12 protein-coding genes are annotated in these 22424 nt (G+C 58.9%); 4 read left to right on the top strand and 8 right to left on the bottom strand.

Annotated elements, in window-relative coordinates; genetic code table 11:
* The first annotated feature begins 89 nt into the window (after positions 1-89).
* The 3 genes from HKD28_RS13675 (at position 90) to HKD28_RS13665 (ending at position 11073) form a co-directional block, all read left to right on the top strand.
* Positions 90-8627: a GH36-type glycosyl hydrolase domain-containing protein gene (locus HKD28_RS13675; RefSeq protein WP_328750632.1), complete on the top strand. Its 8538-nt coding sequence runs from the start codon at positions 90-92 to the stop codon at positions 8625-8627.
* 125 nt (positions 8628-8752) lie between these two features.
* On the top strand, positions 8753-9574 hold the full coding sequence (locus HKD28_RS13670; protein ID WP_235993485.1) for a DNA/RNA non-specific endonuclease: 822 nt from the start codon (positions 8753-8755) through the stop codon (positions 9572-9574).
* A 146-nt stretch (positions 9575-9720) separates the two neighbouring features.
* The gene (locus HKD28_RS13665) at positions 9721-11073 is read left to right on the top strand and encodes an inorganic phosphate transporter (protein WP_194268787.1); all 1353 of its coding nucleotides are present in this window, start codon (positions 9721-9723) and stop codon (positions 11071-11073) included.
* An 82-nt stretch (positions 11074-11155) separates the two neighbouring features.
* Here HKD28_RS13665 and HKD28_RS13660 read toward each other — a convergent pair whose 3' ends face one another.
* The 7 genes from HKD28_RS13660 to HKD28_RS13630 all read right to left on the bottom strand — a co-directional run bounded on the left by HKD28_RS13660 (position 11156) and on the right by HKD28_RS13630 (position 20916).
* Positions 11156-12799, bottom strand: coding sequence for a phospholipase C (locus tag HKD28_RS13660; protein WP_194268786.1), 1644 nt, complete (start codon positions 12797-12799; stop codon positions 11156-11158).
* A 117-nt stretch (positions 12800-12916) separates the two neighbouring features.
* Complete coding sequence (locus HKD28_RS13655; RefSeq protein WP_194268820.1) at positions 12917-13927, bottom strand: MYG1 family protein; 1011 nt, start codon at positions 13925-13927, stop codon at positions 12917-12919.
* Positions 13928-14021: 94 nt separating this feature from the next.
* Positions 14022-14402: a VOC family protein gene (locus tag HKD28_RS13650; protein WP_194268785.1), complete on the bottom strand. Its 381-nt coding sequence runs from the start codon at positions 14400-14402 to the stop codon at positions 14022-14024.
* 53 nt (positions 14403-14455) lie between these two features.
* Positions 14456-14788, bottom strand: coding sequence for a hypothetical protein (locus HKD28_RS13645; protein ID WP_194268784.1), 333 nt, complete (start codon positions 14786-14788; stop codon positions 14456-14458).
* 143 nt (positions 14789-14931) lie between these two features.
* The gene (locus HKD28_RS13640; protein ID WP_194268783.1) at positions 14932-16506 is read right to left on the bottom strand and encodes an efflux transporter outer membrane subunit; all 1575 of its coding nucleotides are present in this window, start codon (positions 16504-16506) and stop codon (positions 14932-14934) included.
* A gap of 1 nt (position 16507) precedes the next feature.
* On the bottom strand, positions 16508-17692 hold the full coding sequence (locus HKD28_RS13635; RefSeq protein ID WP_194268782.1) for an efflux RND transporter periplasmic adaptor subunit: 1185 nt from the start codon (positions 17690-17692) through the stop codon (positions 16508-16510).
* The gene (locus HKD28_RS13630) at positions 17692-20916 is read right to left on the bottom strand and encodes an efflux RND transporter permease subunit (protein WP_194268781.1); all 3225 of its coding nucleotides are present in this window, start codon (positions 20914-20916) and stop codon (positions 17692-17694) included. The genes HKD28_RS13635 and HKD28_RS13630 overlap by 1 nt, the downstream gene beginning before the upstream one ends.
* 278 nt (positions 20917-21194) lie before the next feature.
* Between HKD28_RS13630 and hpxZ the strand changes: the two genes are divergently transcribed.
* Positions 21195-21596 carry an oxalurate catabolism protein HpxZ gene (hpxZ, locus tag HKD28_RS13625; RefSeq protein ID WP_194268819.1) on the top strand — a complete coding sequence of 134 codons (402 nt, stop codon included), beginning with the start codon at positions 21195-21197 and terminating at the stop codon, positions 21594-21596.
* A 9-nt stretch (positions 21597-21605) separates the two neighbouring features.
* On the opposite strand, the gene HKD28_RS13620 is transcribed toward hpxZ, so the two are convergent.
* The gene (locus HKD28_RS13620; RefSeq protein ID WP_194262879.1) at positions 21606-22424 is read right to left on the bottom strand and encodes an ABC transporter permease; all 819 of its coding nucleotides are present in this window, start codon (positions 22422-22424) and stop codon (positions 21606-21608) included.

Here is a 22424-nt window from a genome sequence, read left to right as displayed (position 1 = left end):
GTCTGGATGAGTCTCCTTTTCCGGAGATGGGGATGGTAAAGATGTCGATCAGAACACAAATGTTTAGACTTCGGGCATCACTCGCATCGGTGTCCTCTTATCTCCCCGGCGCGCTGAAAGCCAACGCGCATTCGCGTAGCTGCTGGGCGAACGAAAACCCCATTCGGGCAGACCTGTTCGGTCTGGAACGGATGCGCACGCATGCTTACAGTCTGGCAGTCTCCCATGCCCGGATCGGGTCTGGTACTCATGGCAGCCCGCTCATTGCTCGTCTGAACGACAATGCGCGGGTGTTGCAGGACGCCAATATTGTCCTGTCCCACGCATCGGAGCAGGGAAAGCAGCTGACGCCTGCCGCTGAATGGCTGATCGACAACTATTATCTCATGGATATGCAGATCCAGACCATCAAGATTGAGCTGCCTGTCGGATATTACCGTGACCTCCCCAAACTTGTGGATGGCGCGTTTGCCGGACTACCCCGCGTTTTCGAAATCGCATGGGCGCTGGTGGCGCATACGGACAGTCATATCAGCTCAGAAACGATCCGCGAGTTTCTGGAAACCTACCAGAAGACCCAGCCTCTGCTGATCCGGGAACTCTGGGCCGTTCCGATCAATATTCGTATCGTTTTGATTGAAAACCTGCGGCGTATTTCACAAAAAATCAGCGCTGACCTGAAGGCGCGGGAGAGGGCCGATACTCTTGTCGATGCGCTGACGGAAAACAGGGGCGTCAATGGTCCGCAGATTATGCAGCTTCTCGCTGGGGTTGAGATCCACACGCTCTCGCGCGCTTTTCTTGTTCAGTTCGCCCATCGTCTACGGGGGCATGATCCGCAGAAAGACCCTGCTTTTCTTTGGCTTGATGGCGTGCTCCAGGAAAAAGGAACGGATCTGGAGACGCTCGTTCATGAGGAAATGCAGGAACAGGGCGGCCTGAACGCGACAATTCGTAACATTATCAACAGTATCCGGTTGATGACGACGACCGACTGGAACGATCTGGTCGAGGATGTCAGTCTTGTCAGTAGAATATTGGCGGCTCATGGCGAATTTGCCGGGATGGATCTGACGACGCGCCACCTCTACTGCCGGGCTGTTGAAAAACTCGCTAAAGGATCGCGGTTTACAGAGTGCGATATTGCCAGTCTGGCAGTTGCAAAAGCGCAGAATGCCCGTGTCGAGCAATCTGCGGAGCCACGGCGTGCTGATCCCGGATATTACCTGATTGCGGAGGGGCGTTCCGCTCTTGAGCAGGAACTGGGATTTCGCGCGCCGCTGCGGGTTCAGGTCGGGAAGATCAGCCGTCAGCTTGGGATTACCGGCTACAGTATTGCCGTTACGCTTCTGACACTTCTGCTGCTGGCTGCGTTTCTGTCGCTCATGAACGACTATCTACCGGGACGGGCATTCCTGCTTCTGCTCATTTTGGGATTCATCCCGGCATCCGATGCCGTGGTTTCCGGAATGAACCGTTTTCTGATGTGGGCTATTACGGTTTCAGAACTTCCGGCGCTTGAACTCAAACAGGGTATCCCGGCGGAACTGAGGACGATGGTCGTGGTGCCGACCCTTCTGACGCACCGGCAGGCTGTCGGGGAAATGGTTGATCGGCTTGAAAAACATTATCTCGCCAGCCGTGACGGAGATATCTTTTTTGCGCTTTTGACGGACTGGACGGATTGGTCTTCCGAACACCGCGCAGGGGATGAAGACCTGCTGGAGCAGGCCGTACAGGGCATTGAGCGACTGAACCGGATCTATGGACGGACCGACGGGGCCGTTGATGGTGCTCCGAACCGTTTCCTGCTGCTCCATCGTCGTAGAAAATGGTCTGAAGGCGAAGGGAAATGGATTGGCTGGGAACGTAAGCGTGGCAAGCTGCATGAACTGAACCGTCTTCTGCGTGGGGCGCAGGATACGAGTTTCATGCCGCTTTCGGGGCAGCGGATTCCAGAAGGCGTGCGATATGTCGTAACGCTCGATAGCGACACGCGCCTGCCTTACGAGGTGGTCCGGCGTCTGGTCGGCAAACTGGGGCATCCTCTGAACAGGGCGAGTTTCGACCCGGAACGCGGGGCTGTCGTGGAGGGCTACGGCATCCTTCAACCACGTGTCACACCTTCGCTGCCTAAGGCGCGAAGCAGCACACTGTTTCAGAGGGTTTTTTCCAGCCCGAACGGAATCGAGCCCTACACCGCCGCTGTGTCGGATCTGTATCAGGACATGTTTTCAGAAGGGTCGTTTGCCGGGAAAGGAATCTACGACATCGATGCCTTCGAGGCTGCGTTGGACGGACGGGTGCCTGAGGGAACGCTGCTGAGTCACGATCTGTTTGAAGGCGTCTTCGCCCGCGCCGGGCTTGTGACCGATATAGAGGTCATTGAAGAATTTCCGACGGACTATCTGGTTTCGGCATCCCGTCTGCACCGGTGGGCACGGGGGGACTGGCAGCTACTGCCATGGATTTTTTCATGGATGGGGTGGCTTCCGACGATCGGTAGACGCTCAACGCCCATGACGGGTATCGCGCGCTGGAAAATGCTGGATAACCTGAGGCGTAGTCTGTCCGCACCCATGGCCGTCGCAGCCCTGTTCGCAGGATGGATGCTGGGAGGACATGATGCCTTCGTCTGGACGATGTGCATTGTCGCAACCGTTGCCATTCCAGCCACTCTGCCGCTGGTGATTGACGCGTTTCGCGTCCGGCAGGGAGAGACGCTTGACAGTTATCTGGCCTTGCTCGGCACAGACCTGAAGCGGACTGTCCTGACCACCGCGCTCTGTCTGGTGTTTCTGGCCGATCAGGCCTGCCTGATGGGCGATGCGATCGTCCGAACGCTTGCAAGGGTGTTCGTCACGCGCAGGCATCTTCTGCAATGGGTAACGGCGGCGCAGGCTGCCGAGGCGCCGCGGGAAAGCCTGATGGGATATGTGCGCCAGATGGGAGGAGCCATCCTTCTCGGCGCTTTTGCCTTTGTTCTGATGCCTCTGATGGCGCCCCTTGTGTGGCTTGTGATGCTGCCATTTGCCTGTGTCTGGATGCTGTCGCCGGTCTTCGCGTGGAAGGCGAGCCAGTACAGTGTTTCTGCCCGCAGGCTTGAGGCAACAGCGGACGAGACGGCTGTTTTGCGCCTTCAAGGACGGAGGACATGGAAGTATTTCGAAACCTTCGTCACAGAATCGGATCATTTCCTCCCGCCTGACAATTTTCAGGAAGAGCCCGCCGCCCTGCTCGCACGCAGAACGTCGCCCACGAATATGGGACTGTATCTCCTGTGCGTTGTTGCCGCGCATGATTTTGGCTGGATCGGCATGGCGGAAGCCGTGGAGCGGGTGCAAGAAACGCTTGCGACGATGGCACGCCTGCCAAAGTATCGCGGCCATTTCTATAACTGGTACAGCACGGAAGACCTTTCCGTTCTTGCGCCAGTGTATGTCTCGACCGTGGATAGCGGCAATCTGGCGGGCCATCTGATCACGCTGGGCCGGACCTTTATGGAATGGGAGCATAAGGGCCGTTCGCCTGACGGCTGGAGGCAGGGTGTTCAGGACGCTCTGGCTCTGGCGCAGGAGGAACTGGCGGCTAGTGGCAATGCCTTGCGCACGAGCGGCATCGCGCAGGATATCCGGTCGTTGCTGCATGAGTTGCTGGAAAATGCTGCCGGTCAGATTTTCGTCGAACAAAAACTGATGGCTCTTGTCGCGCGTGCGGGAGAAGCAGTGCAGTCCCTGAACGGAACAAGGGGACAGAAAACGGCTGACAGGGATATCATTCTGGCAGGAGGGGCCGAGAGTGTCCTGTTTTGGTTGCAGGCTGCCCAGAACGCTATTCGCAGCGATCAGAGAGACGGCACTACTGGACTTCAGACAGCTAGATTGTTGCGGGAACTGGCGGAGCAGGCCCGGACCATGGCGCTTGATATGGAGTTCGGCTTCCTTCGCAACCGCGAGCGCGGGTTGCTGTCGATCGGGTATGTCGTCAATGACGGCGTTCTCGACGACAACTGCTACGATCTGCTTGCGTCTGAGGCGCGGCTCGCTTCGTTCTTTGCGATTGCGAAAGGCGATGTTCCTGCCCGGGACTGGTTCCGGCTCGGGCGGCCTGTTGCCGCCGTCGCGCGGGGCGAGGCGCTTGTGTCGTGGTCAGGCTCCATGTTCGAATATCTTATGCCGTCTCTGGTTATGGCGGCACCGTTCGACAGTCTTCTGGAAGGGACCAGCCGACAGATCGTCAGGCGTCAGATCGAATATGGACAGGCGCGCGAAACGCCCTGGGGCATCTCGGAATCCGCTTATAACGCACGGGATCTGGACTATAATTACCAGTATTCCAATTTCGGCGTGCCGGGTCTTGGGATGAAGCGGGGGCTTGCCCAGAACCTCGTGATCGCCCCTTATGCGACGGCGCTGGCCACTATGGTGAATGCCCGCAAGGCCGTGGCGAATTTCACCCGTCTGGAGGCCCTCGGAGCACAAGGAGCGTTCGGGTTCTACGAGGCTCTGGACTATACGAAAGAGCGTCTGCGGCCCGGAGAAAATCCTGCGATCATCCGCTCTTACATGGCGCATCATCAGGGCATGTCCATTCTGGCGTTTGCCGATACGATTCTGGATGGAATCATGCGCAGGCGGTTTCATGCGGAGCCTATGATGGGGGCCGCCGAACTTCTGCTTCAGGAACGCGCGCCGATCGGCGGGGCCATAACGCGTCCGCTGAAGGAAGAGAAACTGCTCCCACCACCGGCCTCTACGGGACAGGCTCCCGGTGGGCGTCAGATCACGCTGGATGTGGAGGCGCCTCCCGTCACGCATCTTCTCTCCAATGGCCACTACAGCGTCATGCTGACCGCTGCAGGCTCCGGCTACAGTCGCTGGAACGGGCAGGCGGTGACGCGCTGGCGTGAAGATGGGACGCTCGATAACTGGGGATCGTATGTCTATCTCCGCGACATCGGACGTGGCCGTGTGTGGTCCGCCGGTTTCCAGCCCTGTGGGGTTCCGGCGGACCAGTGCAGCGTCGAGTTCCGTGAGGACCGTGCCACCTATCTGCGGCAAGATGGCGAACTGACGACGACGATGGATGTGCTGGTCTCTGCGGAAGATGATGCGGAACTGCGTCGGGTTTCCGTCCGAAATACAGGTCTGGCGACTGTTGAGATCGAAGTGACGTCTTATGTCGAACTGGCGCTGTGCCCGCCTGAGACGGACCTTGCCCATCCCGCTTTCGCTCGAATGTTCGTGCAGACGGAATATCTTCCCTCGCAGCGCGCTATTATCGCCACGCGCCGTCGTCGCAGTCCGGGGGAGCAGGAAATCTGGGCTGCCTGTCTGGTGGTCGGAGGTGGAACCCTCTCCATCGAGACGGACCGCGCACGGTTTGTGGGCCGGGGTCGCGATCTTCGGGCACCTCTTGCGTTGCAGGGAGCTTCGGAACTTTCCGGTAGTACCGGTACGGTGCTGGATGCGGCCTTCGCTGTGCGGTGCAGGCTGGCGCTCCCGCCGCGGACCACCCGTCGGGTGTCGTTCTGGACGATCGTGGCCTCGACGCGGGCGGCGCTGATGGACAGCATTGAGCGGCATCAGGATGCAGCAGATCTCGACCGTGCTCTGACGCTGGCCTGGACACATGCACAGGTTCAGTTGCGGCATCTGGACATTCGCCCCACTCAAGCGGATCTGTTCCAGAAGCTGGCAGGGTTCCTGCTCTATGCAGGCCCGACATTACGGGCCTCTCCTGAGCGGATCAAACGAGGAGCAGGGCGGCAAACCGATCTGTGGGGTCAGGGTCTGTCGGGCGATCTGCCGATCCTGCTGCTTGTCGTGAGTGAAAGCGAGGACTTCGAGCTTGCCCGCACGGTGCTCAGGGCGCAGGAATATTTCCGGATCAAGGCGCTGGCCGTGGATGTGGTCATCCTGAACGAACATCCGACATCTTATGCACAGGATCTTCAGCAGGCGCTCGAAACGCTCGTCAGATCGTCCTCGGTGGGCGGCGGGGCTGGGGGCGTCCATCTGCTGCGGGGCAGCCTGATGTCCGGTGTGGTGAAGGAGCTTCTGTTCTCCGCTGCGCGTGTGGTCCTCCCCGGAAAGGGAGGGAGCCTACAATACCAGATCACCCGTGCGGAAACGATCCGGCAGGACAGGGCGGGTTTGGGGAAGGAAACGTTCTTCCGGCCTTACAGGGCTACGGGCGAGGCTCCAGCCCTCCCGGAACTTGAACTTTCAAATGGATATGGAGGATTTACGGCGGAGGGGACGGAATATGCCGTGATTCTGCAGGGACGTCGCACCACGCCGGCGCCGTGGATCAACGTGATCTCAAATCCACATTTCGGGTTTCAGGTCTCAGCGGAAGGCAGCAGCTATACATGGTCTGAAAATAGCCGTGAGAACCAGCTGACGCCCTGGAGCAACGACCCGGTCAGCAATCCGCCGGGAGAGGCTTTTTATCTGTGCGATGAGGAGAGCCGGGTTTTCTGGTCGCCTGTGGCGGCAGTCTGCCCTGATGAAACGGCGGTTCATGTTGCGTATCACGGTCGCGGTTACAGTCGGTTCGAGCGTGTCGCGGACGGCATTGCTAGTACGATGGTGCAGTATGTGCCACGGGAAGACCCGATCAGGATTTCAAGGTTGCGTCTGGTGAATCAGACCTCCCGGACGCGGACTCTGCGCGCAACGGCCTATGTGGAATGGGTTCTCGGGCGCTCACGGATGTCTGCGGCACCCTTTGTATTCTCGGAAACCGATGCAGAAACCGGTGCCATATTCGCCAGGAATGTATGGGGAGATACGTTCGGCGATCGTGTGGCATTTGCAGATTTCGGTGGGCGTCAGACCTCCTTCATGGATGATCGGACAGCATTTCTTGGACGTTACGGAAGTCTGTCCGCCCCTCGTGCGATTGTCCGGGGAGCCGATCTTCCGGGTCTTGTTGGCGCGGGCGTCGATCCTTGCGTTGCCTTGCAGACGGTCATCACTCTAGCGCCGGGGGAGGAGACGGACATCGTCTTCCTTCTGGGGCAGGGACAGAATATCGAGCACGCCCGCAAACTGATTGCGCAATACCGGCCTGCGGATCTCGATAGTGTTCTGGAGGACATGAAACAGAGTTGGCGTTCTGTTACGGACGCTATTCAGGTCCGCACTCCGGATCGGGCGATGGACATCATGCTCAACGGGTGGTTGCTGTATCAGTCCCTGTCGAGCCGCATCTGGTCGCGGGCCGGGTTCTATCAGGCGAGCGGTGCGTACGGGTTCCGTGATCAGCTTCAGGACGGGATGTCGCTTGTAACCTCCGCGCCTGAACTGGTCCGGGAGCATCTGCTGCGCGCGGCATCGCGTCAGTTTTTGGAGGGCGATGTTCAGCACTGGTGGCTGCCCCAGAAAGGCAATGGCGTGCGGACGCGCATTTCCGACGACTGCGCATGGCTGGCTTTTACGGTGGCACAGTATGTGCGGGTTAGCGGCGATCGGAGCGTTCTGGATGAGGAGTTGTCCTTCCTCGACGCTCCTGTTCTGGCCAATGACGAGCACGAACGCTTCCTTCAGCCGTCAATGACGGAACAGCGGGCTTCGCTTTACGAACATTGTGCTTTAGCGCTCGACCACAGTCTGACATGGGGCGCTCATGGCCTGCCTCTCATGGGCACCGGCGACTGGAATGACGGGATGAATCGTGTCGGCGAAGCCGGTCGGGGAGAAAGCGTGTGGCTTGGTTGGTTCCTGTCCTCGGCGCTGAAAGCGTTTATCCCCCATGCGGAAGCGCGGGGCGATCAGAGCCGTCTGGAGAAATGGAACCGAGCGCTTGAGGAACTCAAGACCGGGCTGGAGAACGCCTGGGACGGGGAGTGGTACTGCCGGGCCTATTTTGATGACGGGTCGCCGCTGGGCAGTCATCTCAACCGGGAAGGGCGGATTGATGCGATCGCACAGTCCTGGGCCGTGATTTCCGGGATCGGAGACCCTGAGCGCGCCCGTGTAGCCATGCAGGCGGTGCGGGAGCAGCTTGTGCGGCTGGACGACGGCATCATCATGGTCCTGACCCCGCCCTTCGATAAATCCGAACCTGACCCGGGTTATATACGTGGTTATCCGCCCGGTGTTCGGGAAAATGGCGGTCAGTATACCCATGCGGCGCTCTGGACCGTCATGGCAACGGCCCTGCTGGGAGACGGCGCTACGGCCCATGCGATGTTTGCCACCATCAATCCGGTCCATCACGCCCGGAACGAGGCGGCAGCCGGGCGTTACAGGCTGGAGCCGTATGTCGTGGCGGCTGATGTTTATTCCGCAGCACCGCATGTCGGGCGTGGCGGGTGGTCGTGGTATACGGGCTCGGCAGGATGGATGCAGCGCGTGGGAATGGAAGTTCTGCTCGGTGTGCGGATCGAAGACGGCAAAATGTTTCTTTCGCCCTGCATTCCGCCGGAATGGCCGGGCTTTGAAGTAATGCTGCGCTGGAAGACAGCCACCTATCGGATTGAGGTGAGCAATCCGGATCGGATCAGCCGAGGCGTGTTGGAGATTCGAGAGAACGGGAAACTGTTTGGAGGTGAAGAGCCGGTTGTTCTGGAGGATGATGGAGCAATCCATCTGATTGAGTGTGTCATGAAAAGAAATTGAAAAATCAGTCAGTTGCGCGGAGCGTCCTGATTCATTAACACCGGCCGCTCCCGGAACTGACGTCATGAGACCGGCCGCTTTTGAAATATTTTCTGTCTCTTCCCATTCTCTCCCTGATGTTTTCCATGTCGGCCAGAGCGGAGACATGTCCGGACCTGTTCGCAGAAGGGCAGCCTCCGGCCATCCTGCGGGAAACGGCGCGGATCGGCACCGTTCAGCTCTGTAACTCCGGGTATGCCGTTCTTGTTTCGGAAGCGACCAAAGGGCCGCTCTGGTCAGCCGAGGATTTGACGGAAGAAAATCTGGAAATTGCGGATCGCACGCGGCGGCAGGGCAATTTTTTTGCTGATGAGCGTCTTCCCCTCAGTATGCGCGCTACTCTGAGCGATTACCGGGCGTCAGGCTATGACCGGGGGCATATGACTCCCAGTGGCGATGAAGCAGGCCTGACGGCGCAGCAGGAATCATTCCTGCTGTCCAATATCGTCCCGCAGACAGCAGAGCTGAATCGTGGCCCGTGGGAAGGCGTTGAAAGTGCTGTCAGGGGCTGGGCGCGACAGGAAGGCGAAATCTTCGTTGTGACAGGGCCGGGTTACGATCCGGATGAGATGCAGACGATCGGAAAGGGCCGTATTCCGGTTCCTGCCGTGACGTGGAAGGCGATTTACGATCCCGCAGTTAATGGCACGGGGGCGTATGTGTGTCTGAACACCCATCGTCCGACCTGCCGTATTACGAGCGTGGCGCTGCTGACGCAGTTAGTGAATATTGATCCTTTCCCGGCACTTCCGCCCGACATCAAGGATCATGTCAGCGCCATGCCGCCGATCCGGGAAACGCCTGAAGCACTCTCGAAGCAGCCACAGGCGCGTGAATTGTTGCGGGAATGGGGGTCGAAGGCCGCACAGAAAGCCCTCAAGGCGCTGGTGAAAGCCCTTGTGCCCTGACTTGGAACTCTGCTGCTGAAAGTAGGGCCGTATATTGTTGTGTTTCAGATTATGACTGTGAAGGTTTTGTGAAAAGCAGAAACGTCATAACTAAAAATTTATTAAATGGATTAAGGCAGGAGGCAGAATAACGGAATCCGGGATTTATGCTTCACTTTGACCCTTCCTCGGCAGTATCGCTTGTTGCGCTATGCCTCTGCTTTGTTCTGGTCTGCGTCTTTGAATTTGCCAATGGCTTTCATGACACGGCCAATGCTGTTGCAACTGTCATCTATACCAATTCGCTCAAACCGACTGTCGCAGTGGTCTGGTCTGGGTTGATGAACCTCTTGGGCGTGATTCTGGGTGGCATTTCAGTTGCTTACGCGCTGGTAGAGCTTCTCCCGCCGGATGTGCTTTCGCCTCCAAGCGGCAATCCGGCTGTTCCGATGCTGGTGGCTCTTTTCGGCACGGCTCTGGCCTGGAACCTGATGACATGGTGGTTCGGGATCCCGAACTCCTCCTCCCATTGCGTGATCGGTTCGCTGGTCGGCATTGCGATTGGTGACTCCTTCGTTCACGCCCGCGAACTGGGGCACAGCGTGGATTGGAGCCAGATTTGGAAAGTTCTTCGTGCCTTGGCCGTGTCGCCTTTGCTGGGTTTTGTGGGCGCGCTTCTGCTGTATTTCCTCATCCGTTCGCTCGTGAAGATGCCGGAAATGTACAAGGCGCCGACGCCTGAGCAGAAGCCGAACCCGATCGTACGCGGCGTTCTGGTTCTGACATGCACGCTCGTCAGCTTTTCGCATGGCAGCAATGATGGTCAGAAGAGCATCGGCCTGATCATGCTGACGATCATTGGCATCATGCCCGCAACTTTCGCCCTGAACCCGGCTGCTCCTGTCAGCATCCAGCAGATCCGTCAGGACGCACAGCAGGCCCTGCCGCTTGTGACGCAGTATGACCGGTATTCTTTCAAGGAAGATGCCATCGCGTCGATCAATCGCCTGTCCCAGACGGATGGCCCTTCAGAGGTGCCGGCTGAACTGCGTGGCGATGTGTATCAGGTTCTGTCGGGTCTGCGGTCCGTTGCCGCCAATCCGGCTGCGTCCGATGCCGAGAAGAAGCAGGCTTCCCGCCTCGCATCCGAACTGCGTCCGACTGTTGAATACGCTCCGGGCTGGGTCCGTCTTCTGAGCGCGCTCTGCCTCGGGATCGGAACGATGGTCGGCTACAAGCGCATCGTCCGGACGCTGGGTGAAGGCATTGGAACGACGCATCTGACGCCTGCACAGGGCGCAGCTTCGGAGGTCGTGGGTGCAGGCCTGATCATGACGGCGGGTTATACCGGCCTTCCGGTGTCCACGACGCATATCATCACATCCGGCGTGGCCGGAACGATGGTGGCTGCGGGATCGGGCATCAACAAAAAGATGCTGAGCAAGATCGTGATGGCTTGGTTGCTGACACTGCCTGTGACGGTCTGTGTCGCGGCGACGGTGTTCTACCTTCTCGCCTGAGACCTCTTCATCAGAGGCCGGAGCGTTTCTGCTCCGGCCATGACGACAAATGGACGCGGTCTGATCGCGTCCCTTTGTCGTTTCAGGGTTGCGATTTCACAGTGCCCGTTCCTGCATCAAGAAACAGAGGATTCAGTCTGGGCTTGCGACTGAAATCGAACAGGTCCTCGAGAGAATTCGCGTCCGCATCGAAAGAGCCTTTGCCCAGTCTTTCGCCCTGAAGCCAGTTATCTTCAATGAAACGGGGAATGGAAGACTGGGTCAGGAAGGTATGGCTGACATAATTCGTCCGTGCCCAGGGCGACAATACCAGCAGGGGAATCCGTGTCCCCGGTCCGCACCGGCCATTCACCTCAGCCCCGCCGACACCTTGAGGGCGCGATGCTGTGCCGCAATGTCCCGGTCCGTCCAGCTGATCGACTTCGGAATCGGCGGATCCATGACGGGGAGGGACGAAGGCGTGGTCGTACCACCCGTCTGAATCGTCGTAAGCGATGAAAATAGCGGTATCGCGCCATTCCGGACGGGTCTGGATAAAATTGACGAGTTCAACCACGCCCTTCTGTTCATCCAGCGGGTCCGAATAGCCCGCATGGGCGTCCTGCCAAGCTGGCATTTTTACAAAAGAAACGGCGGGGAGGTTTCCTGCTTTTGTCGCAGCAAAGAAGTCCTGAAGATCGTACTCGTGGTTGGTGGGGTCCGGCTGGCCGTTGTCCGGGCGCATGCTGTGTCCGATCGCGGCTGTGGAAGATGGCCGTGCATGTGTCGGATTGGCCGTGCTGGCGTAATACTGGAACCAGTTATGGTGCGGGATGTAGTCCGCCACGATCTGGCTCACGGTTGGGGAAAGCGTTTGGCGCTGGCACCCTGTCGAGCCATCGGGATTGTGGAGTGAAAGGTTGAAGCCTCCCATGAAGCCACCCCAGGTGATTCCATGTTTGTTGAGCAGATCCCCGATATTCGGCCCGGTCATCCGCACCTGATTGTTGGGCGTGGAGCACACGTCGTCTGCGGGATCGATGTCGTTGATCATGGTCCAGCCGCCTTGTCCGTCTCCGACATAAGGCGATGCGGCATGCAGTGTTGACGGCTTCTGGGTCGTGGTTTTGATCTGCAGACCATTGGTCTGGCCGGAGACGACTTCCAACGCGCCGGGCGTGGAGGGGCCGTATGTGTCGGTATAGGTCGCATCGCTCATGGCGAAACGCTGTGCGTAGCGCCACATTGCTGTGACGGTATTGCCGTCGAAATACCCCATGACCTCACCTCTGGTGCCAAACGCACCGACCCCACCGGGCAGTCCGCGACCGGTATAGCGTGGGAACAGGTCGGATCGTCCGTGATCGTAGGCCCGCTGTTCGGCCGTGTAGCCATGGTTCTGGTCAGCAGTGGCGGCCTGTGTGCGATCCAGCCGGAAGGGCAGGGAGGCGTCCCGACCGTTGGCCAGGATCGTGTTGGGATTATGCCTGAGCAGGTCTGCCGTAGCGAGCGTATCGACGCGTGGTGTGTCTGCTGAGGGATGGAATTCGGGCTCGCCAGCAAGGTTGGCCGCCTTCGGGTATGTTCCGAAGTAGTGATCGAACGAGACGTTTTCCTGATAGATCACGACCAGATGTTTGATCGGCGTCTTGGTCGGAGGGGCCGTGTCGGCTGCGTGAGCGGCGATCGGCCAGGTCAGGCACAGGCCAATCGCCGCAATAGGAAGACGCAAAGGAAAGTTCGTCATCAAAATAGTGGTCCGCCGCTGAAAAATCCGGAATTCGGAGCTTTCCTAGCGGCAACACCGACTTCCGATGAAGAAATTTATTTGAAGATCAATCCTATGATCTGAGACGTTTTCGTCTCAGACGCCAGCGATTTGCAGAGACAGTTGAGCCATGCGGAGGGCGCCCTCGCGGCTTGTCGCGCCGCAGATGAAGCGGGCAGGATGGGCAAACACGGCGTCAGAAACACCAGAAACGACGGCCAGCTTGTCCCGCTCCAGACCGCCCCAGGCTTCCGGCAGGGAAACGCGCTGTCCGAAATCGCCACGCACGGGCGGCACGGCCTTGACGTTCCACTGCTCCGGCCCTGCCGGAGAGACGACATACACCACCGGCAGATCACGCTCGAAAATGACCTTCTCCGTCGGCATTCCCGTTTCCATGACCAGAATGCGCTTGTCTTCAGCGCTTTCGTAAGCCGCGATGACACGGTCCGTCGCCTTGAGGCTGGCACGGATGCGGTCCACGACATTGACCAGATGCGCGGCGACAGCTGTGGCGGCATTGGCGAAACCGAGGGATTCCCGTGCGCGGGCCTCCTGCTTTCCGTAAAGTTCAGCCGTATCCCAAGGCGGGCTGCATGCCGAGACGATGTCTGCCAGCGAGAGCTTGCCCATCTTGACCACACCATTGTCATCCTGATCGATCGGCAGGATCAGGGATTTGTCGAGGCTCTGCCAGATCAGGTCCACGGCGGCGTCATCGGCCGGAGTGTTCAGGATATTGCGAATGGCCGGGCGACCATAATCCTTCCACAGGAGGCCAGCCGCGCTATAGGGCGTGCCGTCTTCACGAAGGGGCTTGTCCTTCATGTGATGGTCGTACCGGCCATGCGGCGGATCGTAGAGGCCGCCGACGTCGAAAACGATATCGGCTGATTTGATAACGTCCGGATTGCGCGTCCGGATGAAGGTCAGGCGATCGGCGGATTTTTCTTCCAAAACACGCGCACGAAGATCCCCCTGCGGCGCAAGGGCATAATGCAGGATGACATAACCCATGGTCTCGTCGACATGAAAATTGCCAGAATGGGTCAGTGCCGTGACAGGCGCCGAGCCGTTTTCGAGACCAATGGGGGTATGGTTAGACATCTTGGGAACCTGCCGACAGGAAGAAAGGGACATGTTGGCCCCTTTCATGCCGCAGGGCAGCCCGGCAGACAACCTCGCTGCCGGCATTGGTTTCTCAGCCGACCCGATGCACGGCGCAGAGCTTGTTGCCATCCGGATCGCGCAGATAGGCCAAGTACAGGTCGCCCATTCCAGTGTGGCGGATGCCGGGCGGGTTTTCGATGGCCTTGCCACCGTTTTCGACGCCAGCCTTGTGCCAGGCGTCCACCTGTTCGGGGCTGCTCATGGCAAACCCAACCGTTCCGCCATTCGCGCCTGTGGCCGGTTCACCGTTCAGGGGCTTCGTGATGATCAGACGCCCACCGGAATGGGCATAGACAAGCCGACCCTTTGCATCGGGTTCGGCGGGCGTACAGCCGATGACACCAAGCGTTGCATTATAGAATGCTTTGGAACGAGCAATGTCGTTGCTACCCAGCATGATGTGGCTGAACATGAAAAGACTCTCCTTGGTGAAAGGGGGTAAGACGAAACTGCCTGTCCGCAGGATCAGTCGATATTGATGTTACGGATTCCGCCGGGAATGCGCGTTTTGAAATCGCGCGGGACGAATGAAAGCCCGGTCGTATTGTAATCCGGGTTCTCCGCCATAGCCTGAAGTGTCATGTCGTCACGCACGTCCAGCGGGCGGGCATGTCCCTTGTTTTCTTTGCGGATGGTAGCAGCACAGAATTCTGCGGCAGTGGCGAAGAGGCGGGCATTGCCGTTGGCCCCGCTCACCATCTGCTCCCGGATGCACTTGCTATCAGTATGTCCTGTGACCCACGGAGCAGAAGAACAGGACGCAAGCAGAAGAACGCTGGAAAGAAGAACGTAACGCATGAAGCAGAGCCTACTCGTGGCAGGGAACGGGATAAAGCATAGGCCCGGTAGAACCTGAGTGCTTATTGGATCGCTCCCTGCGAAAAGGTCAATGCCCTGTTTGGTCCTGACCGTAATGACATCGGTCAGGACCAAATATTTATTTAGCGTGTTGCTGGCAGACCGGTCGTCAGGTTCTCGAACTGCTCCGGATGCTGGGACGTCGTGACGTCCCCGACAGGTTTCGGGTGATGCAGATTATCATACTGCAATGGCGTAATGGACAGGGTCTGGTCCATTGTGGGCAGGTCACGGACAGTCCAGCCGCCGCCGAGGCTGCGGATCAGGTCCACGTCCGCGTGGTACAGGCGGGTTGCGATCTCGACCTGATGGATGCGGCTTTCCAGCGTGTTTTCCTGGCTGAAAATGGCCTCAAGATAGGTTCCGACGCCGCCCTGATAGAGCGTCATGGTCATGTTCTGCGTGGCAAGATTGGCTTTGACAGCCTGTTCCAGCGCCGCGTTTTCCTTGGTCAGACGTTCGGTCAGGGACAGCCCGTCTTCCACTTCGCGGAAGGCCGACAGAACTTTCATACGATAGTCGTCACGCGTTTCCCGATAGGCCGACCATGTTCTCTGAAGCTCCGCGCGGCGCAGGCCGCCATCGAAGAGCGGCATGTCGAGCGTCGCGCCATAGGTCCACAACGAGTTGGCAAGATTGGCCAGATCGAAGCCATTGGCGGAGAAACCACCATTCAGGCGCAGGGCGATATGCGGATAGAAAGCCGCGCGTGCAATGCCGATTTCACGATTGGCCTGTGCCATTTCGCGCTCGGAGGAAGCGATATCCGGACGACGCTGGAGCAGGGTGGAGGGAACGTCCGTGGGGATCGTCGGCTGGACGAAATGGAACTGCGGGCTGGCCGGGATGTGGAAGCTCGACGGTGAACTGTTCGTCAGCACCGCGATGGCGTGTTCCGTAACCTGCCTTGCGGCCTGAATGTCCAGACGCGCTGCCTGTGTGGTGTAGAGCTGGGCCTGTGCGCGTGCCAGATCGAGGCGGGGAGCGGCCTGGTTCTGGACCTGATTTTCAGTGATATGAACGGCCCGCTCATAATAGCCGATGGACTGCGCATAGATCGCATCCTGCGCATCATAGCCGCGAAGCTGGATGTAATCGCGGGCAAGCTCGGCTTGCGTGCTCAGGCGCGCCATGGCGAAATCGGCCGCACGCTGCTGAGCGAACTGTTTCTGCTCGCGGACGCGGTTGCGGATGGATGACCAGAAATCAGGTTCCCATGAGGCCAGACCGCCATATTCCTCTTCGGTCTGGGTCAGGGTTGCACCGTTGCGGAACAGGCGGTCAGCGGACTGTTTGTTGTCCGACGCACCAGCTTCGAGACTGACATGCGGGAGCAGTTCCGAACGCGCGGCCACGACGAGGGCGCGGGCCTGAATGAAGCGTTCGGCGGCGGCCTGAATGTCGCCGTTATCCGAAGTGGCGCGGGCTTCAAGATCGTTCAGCAGCGGGTCCTGAAACATGGTCCACCAGTTGGTGGGCAATGCTGTATCCGCGGGTGTGGCCACGGCAAACGGTGCCTGCCCCTGCCATGAGGCAGGGACGACAAGGTTCGGAGCCTTGTAGGTGGGCGCCAGATCGCACGCGGACAAACCGAGCAGCGACAGGGCGGTGCCGCAGACCAGACCGGTGCGGCGGAGGCGGGAGAAGGATGGGATCATCTTACTCGTTCTCTTTTCCGAAGCCGGACTGGTTGTAGCCGCGCTGTGGCACGGTCACGTTGACCTTGTCGCCTTCGAGCACATCTGCGGGCGGATTGGCGATTACGCGGTCGTTCGGGCCGATGCCAGCCTGAATTTCCGTTGCCGTATCGGCCATGCGTCCAACTGTCACGTTCTGGAAATGGACGGTGTTGTCGTCGCGGACCACGGCGAGCTGCATGCCCTTTTCCTGAAAGACCAGAGCACTCGTGGGAACTTCGTAGAGATGCGAGTTTTCGTTGTTCGCCTTGAGCTCCACCGAAGCGAAGGTCCCCGGCCACAGGACTTCGTTCGGATTGTCCATCTCGAACTCCGTGGTGGAAGTGCGGGTGTTCGGATCATAGCCGCGCGCGGTCGTCAGGAAGTTCGCTGTGAACTTGCGATCCTTGAACTGCGGGACGGTAACTTCGGCTGTGATGTCCGGCTGAAGGACATACTGAAAGACTTCCGGCACGGAGACGAACAGACGCAGCTTGTGGACGTCAGCCACGGTGAAAAGCTCGGAGGCCGCGCCTGCGGCGTTGAGGTTACCGCCGCCGTCATGGACGTAGTCGCCGACATTGATGTCACGTGAGGTCACGATACCATCAAATGGTGCGACGATCGTTTTGAAGCGTTCGAGCGCCTCGAAGTGTGCAACATTGCGTTCGGCAGCTTCGACCTGCGCCTTGGCGGACTGCTGGTCGGCCTGCGCGACGGAGACGGACTGTCCCGAGACGGACTGTGAGCGCCCCATGGCCTGCCAGCGCTGGAGCGTGACATTGGACAGGTTGTACTTTGCCATGATCGATGCGAGATCGGCCTTCGCCTGTGCATATTGTGCGTCCAGTGCCGGGGCGTTGATCTCGGCCAGAACGTCACCCTGCTTCACGCGGGCGCCGTAGTCCTTGTACCACATCTTCACATAGCCCGAGACCTGCGGATAGATCGGCGCCTGATACCAGGCATCGATGTTGCCGGGCAGCGTCAGGGCGACCTTCTTGGGGGACCGGATCGGCTTGACGACGGCAACGTCGGGCAGAGCGTTTTCCTTCGTCTCCGCTGCGAGGGCCGCAGAGACATGGATACGGTCAACGACGATATAGCCGACATAGAGCGCGAGGAGGCACCCTCCCGCAGCGGCGATGAGTTTGGGGGAGGTAGCCATCAGGCGATTTCCTTCTGACGCGATGTGCGGTTGTGGAGGATTGCGTAGACGCAGGGAACAAAGAGAAGGGTCGAGATTGTTGCGACGATCAGGCCGCCGATCACGGCGCGGCCGAGGGGCGCATTGGTCGAGTTCGATGTCGCCATCGGGATCATGCCCACGACCATGGCCAGCGCTGTCATGATGACCGGGCGGATACGGCCATAACCGGCTTCAATAGCGGCTTTAAGCGCATCGCCATGGATTTCGAGGCGTTCACGGGCAAAGGACACTACGAGGATCGAGTTCGCAGTTGCGGTTCCCATGCACATGATGGCGCCCGTCAGGGCCGGGACGGACAGGCGTGTCTGCGTGAGGAACAACGCCCAGGCGATGCCGCCAAGTGCGCCCGGAAGGGCCGTAATGATGATGAACGGGTCCAGCCAGGACTGGAAGTTCACCACGATCAGCAGATAGATCAGGACGATCGAGATCGCGAGACCGATGATGAGCTGCTTGTAGGCGCTTGCCATCGTTGTGGCCTGACCGTGGATATCGACTTCGGCGGAGGTCGGTTTGTTATGATCGTCGTGGGCGACGACCTGACGCACCTTGTCCAGCACGGAACCCATATCGGTGCCTTCGATGTTCACATAGATGTCGATTTCGGACATCGAGTTGTAGTGCGAGACTTCGCCCGGGGTGCCGGCTGCCACGACATTGGCAAGGGCGCCCAGAAGCTGGGTCTTGTCGTTGGGATCGCCGTCTCCCTTGTCGACCGGGATGGTCAGCAGGTCATTGAGATGGGTGAGCTGATCCTGCGACGTGTAGACGTTGAGCGGGAAGGTGACATTGTCGACCGGATCAAGCCAGAACTGCGGATCGACGACGCCGGAACCGGCAAGCGTCAGCAGTTCGTTGGTTGCAAGATCGGCTTCCGTCACGCCAGTTGCCTGACTGAAGGTTCGGTTGCCATTCACCATCAGTGTTGGCGTGGACATCGTCTGCTGGATGTTCACGTCTGCCGTGCCCGGGATCTGGCGGATCAGTCCGATCAGGTGCTTGGCGTAGTTGTAGTTCTCCATGGCATCCGGGCCGGAAAGCTGGATGTCGATGGGAGCGGCGGAGCCGAAGTTCAGGATCTTGTTCGTCAGATCCGCAGGCTGGAAGGTGAAGACCGTTCCCGGGAAGCGCTTGGAGAGATCCTTGCGCAGGAGGGCACGGTAATCCCAGACCGGAGATTCAGCGTTTTTCAGGGCGATCGTCAGATCGCAATCCTGTGTCCCAATGGACGGGGTCGGGATGAAGGCCTGGTTATGCGGTCCTTCGGGAAGACCGCAGTTCGAGATGATGTTCTCGACCTTGCCCGGCAGAAGCTGGTTGATGCGATCGTCCACGAGGGCGGCGATGCGGCCTGCGACTTCAATACGCGTTCCGAGCGGTGCGCGCATGTGCATCTGAAGGGCATCGGATTTTACTTCGGGGAAGAAGTCCCGTCCTGCGACGAAATACAGCCCCATGGATGCGATGGAGAGCACCATGAACACGCTGACAAAGGCGCCACGGCGTTCCACGCAGCGTGTGAGGATTGTGTTGTATCCTTCACGAAAGCTGGTGAAGCGCGCCTCGAAGCCCTTCTGGAAGCGGCTGAAGAAGCCCGATGGCGGACGCTGGGTTGCGTGCGGGTTGGGGATGTCGATCGCAGAGTCATGGATACCGTGCGGGTCTTCATCCGGGCCGGGTGCGCCGACTGGGTGATGCACATGACCGGCGAGAAGGTACTTCGCCATGGTCGGAACGAGGGTTCGCGACAGGATGAAGGACGCGATCATCGCGAACATGATGGCAAGGGCCATCGGCATGAAGAGATAGCCTGCGACGCCATCGAGTTCGAACAGCGGCAGCCAGACGATGCAGATGCAGGTCGTGGAGACGAAGGTCGCGATGACGATCTGGTTGGCCGCATCAATAATGGCGGTTTCGAGATCCTTGCCCATTTCAAGGTGAACGTCGATGTTCTCGATCATCACCGTAGCATCGTCGACGAGAATACCGACGGCGAGGGCCAGACCACCGAGCGTCATGACGTTGATCGACTGACCTGCCCATCCAAGGGCGATGATCGAGCATAGAATGGCTAGCGGAATTGACGTCGCAATAATGACTGTCGAGCGCCAGGAGCCGAGGAAGAGCAGAACCACGATCCCGGTCAGGAACGACGCGGTGATCATTTCCTGAACCACATCCTTGATCTGATCCTTCACCATGATGGAGGCGTCGGACAAGATGGAGATATGGACGTCAGGCGGCAGGATTGCTTTCAGGCGCGGAAGCAGGGCCTTGGTCGCCGCGACCACATCGAGTGTGGAGGCCGTGCCACCCTTCTGCGTGATCATCTCGACGCCCTGGCGGCCTTTGACCAGCACGAGGTTCGTCTGGGGATGTCCGCCGCGATAGACCGACGCCACATCGCGCACATAGATGACCGCATTTCCAACGCGCTTGACCGGAATATTGGCGATATCGTCCATGGATTCCGGGGCGGCGTTGGTCTGGACCATCCAGTCCGTTGCATCGATCTTCTGGTCACCTGCCGGCAGAACGATGTTCTGGGCGGTCAGGGCAGCCTGAACGTCTGCGGCGGAGAGGTGGTGAGCCTGAAGCTGCTTCTGGTCCAAGGAGACCATGACGAAGCTGTCCATGCCGCCATAAGGATGGGCGACGATGGCGCCGGGAACCGTAGCAAGAAGCGGACGAACGCGAATGACACCGAGCTTGAAGAGATCGGATGGCGTCTGTTTGTCAGACGTCATCTGAAGCGCAATGACCGGAACCTGAGAGGGATTCAGGGCCACGATCATCGGTGCCGGCACTTTGGGCGGGAGCCCGAGCAGCACGGTCTGCGCGATGGCCGACACTTCGGCTTCGGCAGTGCCGACCGATGTTCCGGGCTGGAAATAGATATTGACGATCGAGCGACCGTAATAGGAGCTGGACTCCATGTGCTCGATGTTCTGAACGGTCGTGGTAACGGCCAGTTCGAAGTTATAGGTGATACGGCCTGCAAATTCCTGAGGCAGAAGCCCCGGATAGGTCCAGATTGCCGCGACTACCGGAACCTTGATGTTTGGAAAAACATCGGTCGGCGTCTTGAAGATCGACATCACGCCAAGCAGCACGATCATGATCGACAGGACGACAAAGGTGAGCGGTCGCCTTAGCGCGGTGACGACGATGGCATTCATTCAGCTCGGTTCCCAACAGATTTTGAGCAAGGAAGGGAAACCGGGACAATAGGTGGGATGAAATACAACGTCTTTTAAATCGTGGTTTATGGAGTTTTTTTTACTTTTCAAAATCCATTAAAATTTTTTTATGATTTGAAGAGAGGAATCAGTATTTACGAAAGACGGTACAGATCTCGTTACGTTTCGAAAACTCACGAGATGGTGATTTTTTCAAGGAATGCTATGTCTTTTTCGTGATGGAAGACCTTGCTGAAAGTCCTGTCGGAGACCGAATGATGACGCTGAATCCTTTTCCTGCGCTGAATGATCCTCATGTTCTTGCGGACGTGACTGCGATGTCCGACCGCTATGAAAAGGCGCTGGGCGAGAATATCCTGCATGAACTGGATGCTCTTTTTTACGATGGCGCGGAAACGGTTCGTTACGGTGTAGGCGAGAACCTCTACGGGTTTGAGGAGATTCAGGCTTTTCGTCGGGCACGGACGGGAGGGTCACCGCCGCGGGAGGTGCTGCGACGTGTCATTACGGCTGTGGGGCAGGATGTCGCGACGGTGGATCTGGAGTTCCGGCGCATCGGGGCCGAAAAGATCGGGCGTCAGAGCCAGACCTGGTTCCGCACGCCCGATGGATGGAAGATTATTGCCGCGCATGTGTCGCTGATGGGGACTGGGTCTTAAACCCGGCCGTCAGCTTCCGCTGGAAACATATCCTGCAACCGCCCGGTGCCAGATCAGGACCATGACGCCCAGAAAGGCAAAGCCTGCAATCGGAGACAAGGCGCCGATCCATGTCGGCACCCCCAGCGGGTCGGGATGGTTGAGGCTGAACAGGGCGGGATAGTAGCAGACGGCAGCGAGCGGCAGGACGAAGGTGATAAACCGCCGGAGCCAGCGTCCGAACATGGTCAGCGGATACTGTCCGGCCTCGACGCCGCCGTAAGTCAGGACGTTCACGACTTCCAGCCCCTCGACCGTGATGAAGCACAGTGCGGCCTGTCCGATCAGGACGCCGAGGAACATGGCCGCTCCCCCTGCGATGGCGAGCGGCAAAACTAGAACGGCGCTCCACTGGACGTGCGGGGCAAGCCATAATCCCGCGATGAGAACGAACGCGCCCTGAAGGAAACGCCCTATGGGGCGCAGGCGCAGTTCGTGGCCCAGAAGCAGAATCAGGGTTGAGCGTGGCCGCAGGAGCAGGCGATCAAAGCTGCCGGTGCGGACGTACTCGCCGCCAAAAACCTCGAAGCCGCGTCCCAGCGTTTCAGCCACGGCAAACGCCACGTTCACAAGGCCATAAAGAACAGCAACGGTGCCGATATCCCATCCTGCGATACTGCCGAAACGGCGGAAGAGGCTCCAGATGCCGAAGAAGCCGAGCAGGGTCGTGATGAAATTCCCGATGGCCTGAATGGCAAACGTGCCGGGGTAGCGGAGTTGTGCGACGATCGAAGCGCCCGCCATGCGGCGGTAGAGACCAAGGGCGCTGAGCGTGCGGGAGTGTGTCAT

Source organism: Gluconobacter cadivus (genome assembly GCF_015244745.1).
GTDB lineage: Bacteria > Pseudomonadota > Alphaproteobacteria > Acetobacterales > Acetobacteraceae > Gluconobacter > Gluconobacter cadivus.
Note: the sequence above shows the minus strand (reverse complement) of the source record. Positions and strands in the feature narration are given on the sequence as shown.